This is a genomic window from Dyadobacter sp. LHD-138 (assembly GCF_030929615.1).
Classification (GTDB): domain Bacteria; phylum Bacteroidota; class Bacteroidia; order Cytophagales; family Spirosomataceae; genus Dyadobacter.
This window is the reverse complement of the sequence record NZ_JAVFVU010000027.1, coordinates 123,514-135,761: the sequence shown is the minus strand read 5'-3', so window position 1 is coordinate 135,761 and position 12,248 is coordinate 123,514. Positions and strand designations below refer to the sequence as shown.

At 42.7% G+C, this 12,248-nt stretch carries 7 protein-coding genes and 2 pseudogenes; 6 read left to right on the top strand and 3 right to left on the bottom strand.

Annotated elements, in window-relative coordinates:
• Positions 1–374: 374 nt before the first annotated feature.
• Positions 375–632: pseudogene (locus tag RB622_RS19540) on the bottom strand (tyrosine-type recombinase/integrase); the annotation flags it as partial.
• A gap of 1,587 nt (positions 633–2,219) precedes the next feature.
• On the opposite strand from RB622_RS19540, the gene RB622_RS19535 reads away from it, so the two are divergent.
• From RB622_RS19535 to RB622_RS19515, 5 genes are all read left to right on the top strand, one after another.
• Entirely contained in the window at positions 2,220–2,807 is a 588-nt protein-coding gene (locus RB622_RS19535; protein ID WP_308048297.1) for an RNA polymerase sigma-70 factor, read from the top strand.
• Between the two features lie 93 nt (positions 2,808–2,900).
• Entirely contained in the window at positions 2,901–4,106 is a 1,206-nt protein-coding gene (locus RB622_RS19530; protein WP_308048296.1) for a FecR domain-containing protein, read from the top strand.
• 188 nt (positions 4,107–4,294) lie between these two features.
• Positions 4,295–7,933 (top strand): TonB-dependent receptor, encoded by a 3,639-nt coding sequence (locus RB622_RS19525; protein WP_308048295.1) that lies wholly within the window; start codon positions 4,295–4,297, stop codon positions 7,931–7,933.
• A gap of 12 nt (positions 7,934–7,945) precedes the next feature.
• Entirely contained in the window at positions 7,946–9,649 is a 1,704-nt protein-coding gene (locus RB622_RS19520) for a RagB/SusD family nutrient uptake outer membrane protein (RefSeq protein ID WP_308048294.1), read from the top strand.
• Between the two features lie 45 nt (positions 9,650–9,694).
• On the top strand, positions 9,695–11,155 hold the full coding sequence (locus tag RB622_RS19515; protein ID WP_308048293.1) for a sulfatase-like hydrolase/transferase: 1,461 nt from the start codon (positions 9,695–9,697) through the stop codon (positions 11,153–11,155).
• 85 nt (positions 11,156–11,240) lie between these two features.
• Here the strand turns inward: RB622_RS19515 and RB622_RS19510 are convergent, their stop codons facing one another.
• Positions 11,241–11,438, bottom strand: a complete 198-nt coding sequence (locus RB622_RS19510) for a hypothetical protein (RefSeq protein WP_308048292.1) — start codon at positions 11,436–11,438, stop codon at positions 11,241–11,243.
• Positions 11,439–11,481: 43 nt separating this feature from the next.
• Positions 11,482–11,580, bottom strand: a pseudogene (locus tag RB622_RS30375) (hypothetical protein); the annotation flags it as partial.
• Between the two features lie 146 nt (positions 11,581–11,726).
• On the opposite strand from RB622_RS30375, the gene RB622_RS19505 reads away from it, so the two are divergent.
• Positions 11,727–12,209 (top strand): hypothetical protein, encoded by a 483-nt coding sequence (locus tag RB622_RS19505; RefSeq protein ID WP_308048291.1) that lies wholly within the window; start codon positions 11,727–11,729, stop codon positions 12,207–12,209.
• Positions 12,210–12,248: the final 39 nt, after the last annotated feature.

The following is a 12,248-nucleotide window of genomic DNA, read 5'->3' as shown; positions in this document are numbered from 1 at the left end:
TTCAACAATGTCCGCACATAAGGCATTTCGCTCTCTTGGAACAATTAATCCTCATAAGCGAAGTCATTCCGTTAAGACTTCATTTCCAACTATCGAGCTGAATCTATCTTTCGTAAGCCAAACACAATTTGCCTTAAAATATTCAAAAAAATAAAGAAGATAGCCTTGAACTACAGACTCTTTCCGAAGCAATGACCACCCTTCCAAAAAAAAATGCAAAATTTTGCTTCAAACATGCTTGATTATCAAAAAAGGGTGCGAAGTCTTTGCGCAATATACCCTCCTGCAAGCAGAAAGGCATATCACATTAACAGATAATGTCCCGAATCTCCGCACATTACTTCTTGATATAATTTTCAAATTTCAACAACGACTTATACAATAATCGCTATTTTCGGAGACAATTTACCTTTCAATAGTTGCATATCATGGCTCACCTTAATAGCCAAAATCTTTGCATAGATCCGCGTAGTTCGGATATTGGTATGCCCAAGCATCTTTGATACCTTTTCAATTGGAACCCCGTTCTGTAGGGTAACGGTTGTGGCAAAGGTATGCCGGGCAACATGGCAGGTTATCGATTTATTGATGTCACAAAGCGTCGCAATTTCTTTTAAGTACTCATTCATCTTCATAGTTCTTTTGCTTTTTCAAATAGAAAAGCAGACTGAAATTTGTCTTCATAACTTTTTTAGTTAAAAGGTTAAACAAAGTTAGTCTTGCAAATTCGACAGCACAAGATGTTCATTTACAGAACAAGCTGTAATACAATTGGCTGAGTCAATTTCGATGAGTTTGAGAGTGCTGGAATTTACTCACCGAATCACTCACCTTTTTTTTGAGAATTATTGAACAATTTGAGGTGTTTTCCAAAAACAAAACTCCTGCAATCTTTTTATTTGCAGGAGTTTAATGTCTTTTGATACTGTTTGGAGTGATCCCGCTGGGATTATTTTTTCTACCGAAAAAGCGCCTTTATTCATTCATTTTCAACATTTCGCCAACTGGGTAACCGAATACTTTGACCTGATATGTTGTGTTTTGAACATCATGTCTCTAATCCAAAAATATGAAATTTATATTTTATTGCAATATTTCCACAGCGAAAACTTAGATATCTACAATGTCCTAAAGAGCCTTGCAACTTATCTCCGGTATCTAATGAAATTATTCAAATCAAATAGATTTCTTAATTTTTGTAATGTATTTAAAACCGTCCAATTCTTTAGCTGCAATCAGGCTCGCCACTCTACTGTAACATGTCCAAGATGAGTGCTACTAAATTTTAAAAAAAGACCAAACCGATACCGAAACCCAAATTCCTTTCTTTTCCCCTAACCAGATAAAAACGATCGAAAACTTTTGATAAGTTTACTTTCATTCATCAACGGCTTTGAAACAAACTTGTTTACATCGATGTCCGAAATAGTAATATTTTGATGCAATCTTTTTCACCCATTGAAGAACAATGATGCAGCAATTTTATCAGTGCTTTTTTCCCGACTATTGATAAAAATAGCGATGGAGTCTCAACACCTCACGATTTTCCGTTTAATCCTCAGTTTAGTTTTGCTCTAGTATTTCTTATCTGTGAGTTGAAGTATCGCGTTTATTTATCCTATACAACATGTATATAATCAGCGACTTCCGAATACATGAATGAACTCCGAAATGTGAACTATCACAATTACTACCGTAACTTCGATCACGGCCTACATTCTTTCCGCACTTTCATTAAATATTAAACCTGGATACAAACTGAATTCATTATAGTTTTCGCTTAGGAACTTAGTTATATCTTCTTTCAAAATATTAATATCCCGGCTAAGGCTTGATTGATTGGCCTCATTATAAAAATTGAGGTGGCTCCCAAAAACGACACATGTTTGTAAGTCTTGATGCAAGATGAAAGATCAAAAAAACAGTAAAACCCGTAGGAAGATACTAATTTCAACCAAGAAGTGACCTAAAATTGCATGTAGCTTCCGCATCACTTTCTTGAAATCAAGCACTTCTGAAAATATTTTTCGTAGTGACATCCACAAAAATTAAAATTACTCCAGGAATATCCTATTTATAATACAATCAACGTGTATAAAGTGCAAAAATTTGAAAACAAAATACTAATTAGTTATGTTTGCAGCATTTAACTCTCACTAGTATTGTAATACTAAATTTTCGGATACGCAAGCGTGAAACTGACAATGGTAATTTAGAAAATGATGAATCTGCAGGGATTAGAAAAGTTGCTTGTACGGATATCAGAAGGTGATGAACAGGCTTTCGCTCGTCTGTTTGATATCTATAAGGACAAAATATACTCGGTTACTCTGAGACTGACTGAATCAACATCCCAGGCGGAGGATGCTGTACAGGACATTTTTCTAAAATTATGGTTAAGACGTAAGAAACTTGCCGATATCGTCGATTTTGAAAATTACTTGTTCATTATGACTCGCAATGAGGTGTACTCTGCTTTCAGATCTGCTGTTCGGCAAAAGCAGCTTTCAGAGGTTCTTGCATACAGCACGCCTGTGTCAGACAATAATACCCTTAGTTCCGTAATGGAAAATGAATTTGCGCAAGTTCTGGAGGAGGCCATAAACCGACTCCCCCACCAGCAAAGGCAGGTCTATTTACTCAGCAAGGAACATGAGATGAAGAGGGAAGAGATTGCAAAAACGCTACATATTTCCTCTGAAACAGTAAAAACACATCTTACAAGAGCCCTGCGACATATTCGGGCTTATAGTCTTTCTCGTCTGGATATACAGCTATCATGGCTGTGCATTTTTTTGTTAAAATAAATTTGAGTCCTGTGTCCCCCAAACGAAGTTTGTACGCGTCTTTATTAAAAGTCAGCCTCAGCAATCTATATGTGGGATAAACGCCTCGAACATTTGTTTAAACTGTATTACCAGAAAAAAGCATCCGACTCCGAAAGGGTCGAATTGATGAATTTTCTGGAAAATGATCATTACCAGGAGCAAATTAAAGATTTGATATCCAACTTGATCACGGATGATTCGAAAGATAATACGTTGGCCCAAGAGGTTTCTAATGATATTCTGACGTCAATTTTCCAAACCACCCGAAACGAGGAGGTGGATAATAATGTAGCCGAGAGCTCCGATCAGCCCCGTTCAGAAAGATACCATGTCGTTAATAACTGGAGATATTGGTTGGCTGCGGCCGTGATTTCAGGCATTGCGGTGCTAGGTGGATATTCCTTGATTCCCTCCCATCCGCAAACTCTTCCGTTGCAGAATTTTGTCGGGAAGGATCTACCCCCTGGTAATGACAGGGCTCAACTTGCCCTTTGGGATGGTACGATCGTAGAACTGGGGAACGGTGTGGACAGCAAGGTACCTCAAAATTCTGGCGTCAAAATCAATATTTCAGAAGGGGAGATTATTTCTGATAAAAAATCATATTCAGTCGGTTACAATACGCTGAGCACACCACTTGGCGGACAGTATAAGGTGATATTGCCAGACGGCTCTAAGGCTTGGCTAAATGCCGGTTCGAGCATCCGATTCCCGACAGCCTTCACAGGCGACAAAAGGACTGTAGCCATGAGCGGAGAGGTGTATTTTGAAATACAACGCAATAAGCAGATGCCCTTTACTGTTCAGTTATCGGATAAAAAAGTGGACGGTGGGAATATGGAAGTGACGGTCCTTGGTACACATTTTAATATTTCTTCCTACGCTGATGAGCCGTCCATAAAAACCACGCTGGTGGAGGGAGCGGTGGAAATCAAACAGGGAAATGTGAAGAAAGTCCTGTTGCCCGGTGAGCAGGCACGCGTTTCCCATGGAGCAAATAAATCCGCAATACTTATCAAAACCGTCGATACACAGGGTGTAGTTGCCTGGAAAGAAGGAAGATTTGAATTTAATGGAAATGTCCAGGAGATCATGAGACAGATCGCCCGCTGGTATAACGTTCAGGTGAGGTACGAAGGAAATACCGATAAAAAAGCATTTACCGGGGCGATTTCCCGTAAAAACAACATTTCAGATGTTCTCAAAATGTTAGAACTCACCGGAGAAGTCCAATTTGTTATAGATAACGGAACTATTGTTGTAAAGCCTGTCCACTAATCGAAGAAAATTAATCTTAGAAGTCTTATGAAGCTATGCTACCATTGGTAAATTCAAGTTGAGAACATTTATTCACCAGGGCTATTAAAAAAAGCCGGGAACGCTTGCGACGGCCCCGGCTATATGGATCAGTCCTGACATCATTTGCCTAAACGATTGTTAAACCTTTAATCCAATATTACAAAAGTATGAAGTTTTTATACAAGGTCAAAACCGACCTCAGGGATACGTATACACAATATCGTTTGGTGTGTGCGGTCTGGATATCCATTCCATTGCTGAGGAAAACAATTCGAGCTATGAAGTTATCGGCATTGATACTCCTGGTTACCACACTGCAGGTCATTGCGGAGAATTCTTATGCACAGAAGGTATCTTTTCGGAAAAAGGATGCAACGGTCCTTGAAGTACTACGGTCCATTCGCCAACAGACGGATTATTTATTTGTATGTGATCTCGACATGATTAAAAACGCTAAAAAGATTAGCATAAATCTTAAGGATGCGTCTCTAAAGCAAATTTTGGACGAGTCGTTTCGGGACCAGCCTCTGTCATACGTAATTTACGATAAAACCATTGTAGTAAAACGAAAAAGTGAAATTCCGGAGTATAGGAGAGAACTGAACCAGCTGCACTTAATCAACGGGGCCACACAAAGTTTGGCAATGGAAGATAAAGTGAGAACTTTACTTGCAAATAGAATTAGCGTAGTCGCACCGCAGGACATATCTGTAAAGGGAAAAATAACCGACGAGAAAGGTGAAGTACTTCCAGGTGTAAGCATAGTATTGAAGGGGACACAGCTGGGTACCATTTCAAATCCGGATGGGACTTTCAAATTGGAAGTGAGTCATGAAAATTCCGTGTTGGTATTTAGTTTTGTGGGATATCTGTCAAAAGAAATTGTGGTCGGGACAGAAACAACACTTGAGGTAAAGTTGCAGGTTGATGATAAATCGCTGGAAGAAGTCATTGTAGTGGGTTATGGTACCAAAAAAAGAGAGAATGTAACAGGCGCCATTGCGCAGGTACGCGGATCCGAGTTGACGAGCAGACCTGTAACCAAGCTCGGACAAGCGTTGCAAGGCTTGATTCCCAATTTAAACGTCACTAATCCAGATGGTAATCCAAATGCGAATCCTGTATTCAATATCCGCGGGACCACCTCGTTGAGCGGAGCTGGGGCGCTGATACTTGTTGATGGTATTCAAATGGACATGAATCTGCTGAATCCTTCTGACGTAGAAAGTATTACGGTTTTAAAAGATGCCGCCTCCGCCGCAATCTATGGGGCACGTGGCGCGTTTGGAGTGATACTCGTAACGACGAAAAAAGGAACTAGAGACAGAAAGCCTCAAATTAGTTATTCGGGTAGCATGCAGTTCAACAAGCCTACTTATCTGCCGGATCTGCTGAACACAGTCGATTATCTCGAATCGCAAAACGTTGCACAGATTAATCTGAACGGGACGCAAAAATACACTGACGACCAGGTAAACTGGGTGAAGGCTTATAGAAGTGATCCGGTGAATAACCCCAGTTACCACCTGCTTCCTAACGGAAAGATTTTCTGGAACGCTTCGCCTGACGTAATCAAAACGATGGTTCAGTCATGGGCTCCCGGCCAGACGCACACGATCAACGTAAATGGAGGAAATGAAAAAACTTCTTATTACGTATCGGGCGGAATGCTAAATCAGAACGGATTATTTAAAACTGCGACTGATATTTTCAAACGATACAACTTTACCACCAATGTTTCCACAGACCTGACCAACTGGTTCAAAATCGGAGCCAAAGTCAATTTCGTATCTACCAGCTACGACGAGCCACACAAATATCCCAACAAAGGATCTGACTGGTGGGAACAAATGACGCGTGGGGAGCCTCAAATTCTGTTCCCCGCCAAAACGCCCGCAGGTTCACCGGTCGGTGAAGGAATTGCAACTGAAAGCTTTGTTAACTTCCTGGAAAGCGGCTCCCGGAAAATCAACAAATCGTCAACCGGCGTTTACAGCGTCAATGCTGATGCTGAAATATTAGACGGCCTTAAAATCAGTGGCAACTTTTCGTATACCGCCGTACGTCAAAATACGAAGGAAAATCAGGTTGCTTTTCCCTACATCAGAGACACATGGATTCCACAGATTTCTGGTACTTCTCCTTCATTTATTCAGAGAAATTTTTCCTCATCTGATTATTTCGCCGGTAACCTGTATGCCGATTACAATACCGTTTTAGGTCAAAAACACGCTATATCCGCCTTGGTCGGGTACAACCAGGAATGGTATAATCTGACCAGCTCCGCAGTCAAAAAACAGGACCTGATCAGTGGAGGTGTACCGGTCTTCAATCTGGCGACCGGCACAGTCACAACAACCGACCAGCAAGCATCCTGGGCTATTCGCGGCGTGTTCGCCAGGTTTAATTATGACTACATGGGCAAATACCTCATTGAATTTAACAGCCGCTACGACGGTACTTCACGGTTTCCGTCCGGCAGGAGATTTGGCTATTTCCCCTCTGTGTCGGCAGGCTGGAGAATATCGAAAGAGAAATTCATGAAACCACTATCGCCGGTTTTGCAGGACCTGAAACTCAGAGCGTCTTACGGTAGCCTCGGCAACCAGCTGGTAGATGGCTATTACCCTTACATTTCATTGTTCGGTATCACGCAACAGGTTGGCCATATTCTTGGCGGCAGTTTACCACTGGGAATCTCGGCGCCAGGTTTGGTAAGTCCTGATCTTACATGGGAGAAAGTTTCAACAATCGACTTCGGCGCGGACGCAAATCTTTGGGGCAAGCTAAATGTTGGATTTGACTGGTATAAAAGAACAACATCAGGAATGCTTGTCGCCGGAGACAAGCTGCCAGCCGTACTCGGAACCGCCGTCCCCCAACGAAACGCAGCGGAATTGAAAACAACAGGTTTCGAATTCAGCGTCAAATGGGGAGAGCAGCTGGAAAACAAGCTTCGTTACGATGTCGGTTTCGTTCTGTCCAATTATCAGGCTATAATCACCAAATTTGACAACAACCCCAACAAGCTGATCAGTACGAATAATTCCAATTATTATGTCGGACAAAAGGTAGGCGAAATCTGGGGTTTCCAAACCGCAGGACTTTTCCAGAGCAGCGGTGAAGTGACAGGCGAGGCAAATCAGGATCAATTGGGAAATGCCGGCAAATGGAGCGCAGGAGATGTTCAGTATGCGGATCTTAACGGCGACAAGGTGATCAGCCGGGGTGCCAATACAGTTTCAGATCCGGGCGATCAGAAAATTATCGGGAATACGACGCCAAAATATCAATACGGCGTAACGGGTAATTTGTCCTGGTACAATTTCGATTTCAACCTGCTTCTCCAGGGTGTTGGCAAACGAGACTTTATACCCGCAGGGAGTTATTTCTGGGGCGCGATCAACAACGCCGGCGCAGTCGGAACAAAAGAAGTGTATTTTGATTCCTGGACAAAGGACAAGCCTGATGCTTACTATCCGATTTACAAAGCCGGATCCACTTTCAATATTTTGCCTCAAACGCGCTACATACAAAGTTCAGCCTATTTACGCCTGAAAAATATCTCTCTTGGCTACACGGTGCCATCAAAAGCGCTGGAAAAAATCAAGCTTTCCCAGGTCCGGATTTATGTAACCGGACAAAACCTGTGGGAGTACACCAAACTAAAGGGAAATTTCGATCCTGAAGTTACCGGAGCTCCGACCGTTTCTTCATCCGGCTCGTCAGTGACCAACACAGGTGATGTGGGGATGTTTTATCCACTCCAAAGGGTTATTTCATTTGGCATTCAGCTTTCTTTATAAATCAGGCACATCATGTATCATAAATATATAAAAGTAACAATTGCATTTTTCGCACTGTTTGCAGTCTCCTGCTCCGACGACTTTCTGGATCGATATCCAACTGATTCGTTGAATGAAAGTAACTTTTGGCACAACGAAAACGAGCTGAAACAATATGCCAACATGTTGTACTCGAATTTTACCGGCCACTCGACAGGCACAAACCTGAGCCCTATCATTTCCGGCGATAACCAAAGCGACAACATGGTTCCGTTAAATTTCGACCTGATCGCAGCGGGAAAAAACATCGTGCCGACGACTTCCGCCGGCACGAGCTGGAATTGGGCTTTAATCAGGTCATGTAATTATTTTCTGGCCCGGTATAATCAGACACCAATCAGCCAGGAATTGAAAGACAGATATGCTGGTGAAATTCGGTTCTTTAAGGTATGGGATTATTTTAACAAGGTCAAAGATTATGGTGATCTGCCGTGGCTTTCCAAAGACCTGAACACCAATTCCCCTGAACTCTTCGCACCAAGGGATAGCCGCACCCTGGTTATGGATTCAATCCTGAATACAATTAATATGGCGATTGTGAATCTACCCGCAAAAAGTGTATCGGAGCCCGGCCGAATCAACAAAGACGTCGCCTTGATTCTAAAAGCAAGATTGTGTCTGTTCGAGGGGACATTCCGGAAATATCACGGCATCGCTGGAGGAGAAAAATTTTTACAGGAAGCATTAAGTGCCTCGGATCAGCTGATCAGTGAGGGACATTACCAGCTCCATTCCACCGGAAACACTGCCACGGATTACAGTGCATTGTTCAATTCGCTTGATTTGAGTACAAATAAGGAAGTTTTGCTTTACAAGGCTTATGAAACCGGCTTGCTGGGAAATGCAACACTCTATGCTGTCCAGCTTAATAATTTTAACACGAGCGCGTCAAAATCTCTGGTTGAATCCTATCTCTGCAAGGATGGAAAGCCTGTTTCTCAAAGTTCTCTTTACTCTGGCGATGACAGTATTCAGGTCGAAATGAGCAACAGGGATCCGCGATTGACACAAACAATTGTATTTCCCGGAAAAGCGATGCAAACGGGTTTTGGCGCCCCTGCAATACCAGGCTCCGGTTATAGTGGCATTGGTCCGGTGCCAACCGGTTATCAGATCCAGAAGTTCTGGATGAACGATCAGACAGAATATGTTCGAATTCAAAATGGGATTATGGATGCTCCTTTGTACCGGTACGCGGAGGTCCTGCTGATCAATGCCGAAGCCAACGCTGAACTTGGCAAGGCCTCCCAGGATGTGATCAACAAAACGATCAACCTGCTACGAAAAAGAGCAGGCATGCCGGATATGGTTATCGGTAATCTGGTCAAAGACGTGAAGTCAGATTTCCCTGAAATACCGGTATTACTCGATGAGATCAGGCGTGAACGCAGGGTTGAACTTGCAATTGAGGGTATGAGATTTGATGACCTCCTCCGCTGGAAAGCTGCCAAATTGTTAAACAAGACAGTCCTGGGGATGAAATTTGTCCAAAAGCAGTACCCAAAAGCAGTAGTGGGAAGCAGTATTTTCATCAATAATCAAGGTTATATCTTACCATATGGCAAATCTTTACCGAACGGACGGACCTTTGATGAATCAAAAAATTATTTTTTACCGTTGCCGCTCGATGAGCTGGCATTGAATAAAAATCTGACACAAAATCCGGGTTGGAAATAAATTGACTGAAATAACGCAACCGATATAAATACCAAATTCAAAAACATGCATAAAAAATCACTTCTGTTTTTGCAAGTATGCGGCTATCTCTCGCTCACACTTTTAATCAGCGCAAGCCGTCAAAAAAACGTGTCAGTATCAAATGACAGCAAACCAAATATCATTTTGATATTTACGGACGATCAGCGGTTCAACTCGGTTCATGCGCTGGGAAACGACCAGGTGATTACGCCAAATCTGGATCGTCTCGTTAAAAACGGGACAACCTTCACCCATGCTTACAATATGGGTGCATGGCACGGAGCGGTCTGTGTCGCGAGCCGTGCAATGCTGATTACGGGTTTGTCGGTATGGGATGCAAAAAAACAGGAAGCAAATTATGCTCCCCTGGTCGCAGCCCGCGGATTTTGGCCGCAGCAATTGAAACAAGTTGGCTATGAGACCTACATGACGGGAAAGTGGCATGTGGCAACCGACGCTCAAAAACTCTTTGATCATGCCAGTAACATTCGCCCGGGAATGCCCAACCAGACTCCGCAGGGTTATAACCGTCCCCTTTCCCGGCAGGATACGACCTGGCAACCATGGAACGAGGAATACGGGGGATTTTGGAAAGGCGGAAAGCACTGGAGTGAGGTTGTCGCGGACGATGCAGTCGGCTACATAGCGGATGCATCTAAAAAAGATACTCCATTTTTCATGTATCTGGCATTCAATGCGCCACACGATCCGAGGCAGGCACCCAAAAGATGGGTAGATAAATATCCAGTCGATCAGATAAAATTACCGGTAAGCTATTTGGACGATTACCCATATAAAACTGAAATGGGATGCGGTACCGATCTGCGGGATGAACAACTCGCACCATTTCCGAGAACGCCTTTTGCGGTCAGGAAGAACATACAGGAGTATTACGCAAGCATTTCTTACATGGATGAGCAGGTCGGCAGAATTCTGGATGCGCTGCGGAAGAGTGGAAAAATGGAAAATACTTATATCATTTTCACTGCTGATCATGGCCTTTCGGTTGGCCATCACGGACTCATGGGCAAACAAAGTATGTTTGATCACAGCGTCCGTCCGCCCCTGGTGATAAATGGCCCCGGAATTCCCAAAGGAGAAAAAAGGGATCAAAATGTATACATGCAGGATGTGATGGCGACATCATATGAACTGGCCGGCGTCAAAAAACCCGCACACGTATTTTTCAACAGTCTGCTGCCGATAATCAGAGACAAAAGGACCAAAAGCCCGTATTCGGATATTTATGGGTGCTATATGAATACGCAGCGCATGGTCAGAACGGACAAATACAAAATGATTATTTACCCTGCTGCATCGAAAATCCTTTTGTTTGACCTCCTTCAAGATCCCGAAGAAATGCACGACATTTCTGACCTGACGACGAGCAAAAATATTTTAAAAGAGCTGAAAACAAAATTGCTCGAACAGCAGAAATTAATGAAGGACGAACTCGATTTATCTTCATTCCTTAATAAAATATAATTTCCGGCAACATCCTGATGCCTGTTCTTTCCAACTGAGTTACGCGCAAGTTAAATCGTAATTCAGTTGGAAGATCTCGTCTGGTTTATTCAGAATCATAGCCTCCCTGTTCTTCCTGAAGCTGTTCGTGGTAAGCAATAATCTTGTTAATCACGTCGGCGATCGTAAGCTTTTCGGCTCCTATGAGTTGCTTGTAACTTTCCTGCAAGCTGACGGCTGTGTCGCTGGCATCCAATACAAACTGTTTGCCTTCTGTGGATAATTCCAGAAGTTCTCTTATCATGTTTCATCGGCTTGGTCACGACAAAACCTTTTTCCTGCAGTTCCTTAATAGTACGGCTTATAGACTGCTTAGCGATCATCGATTTCCTGGCAATGTCAATCGAAGTACTACCGTCCAAATTAATGTTGAATATTACTGGCATATGAGAAATTTTAACATCTCCCCAATACGGCTTTATATTTTGGTGGGACCAAATATCCAAATGCTTACGAAGAACAAATACTAAACGCTGCGCTCATACTTACTGTCTTGCCCTGTTTTTGCAAGCCCCAACAATCTGAAAAACCGGTGGATTTTGACAAAGGCACCGTCCAGATCATGGATTCGCTCGTAAGCCGCATGTATGGCAGGTGGAATCTCCGGGAAGTTGAGTTTGACATTAAATACAGCAATCCAACAGGCTCAGTAAAAAGAGATACGATTTTTAAGGACTTTGCTAAATTACAGATTAACAGTATATCCCGCGAAGAAGACAGCCGCTATCCTGTTTGCAAGGGTGAGCTGTTTTTGCAGGGAAAAACATGGCCAGTGACATTCCGGATGATGGCCTCCGCTGAAAGAATTGTGAAGAAAACCGGCCCGCAAGCATTTACTTTATTCGAAACAAACTTTCCGACAGGATCGAGGCCATGGAAAGATGATGAAATTTTCTTCCGTGACCTGGGCCTGACCGGAGAAAATTATTCCATCGAAATTGATTATTCGAACAACCGAATGCTGTGGAAAGGCCTCAATCGTGACATCAAGCAAATATTCCTGGAAAAACGCTAGCCAATTCTCCGACAACCAGAAAAGTAGAAATGGAAAATA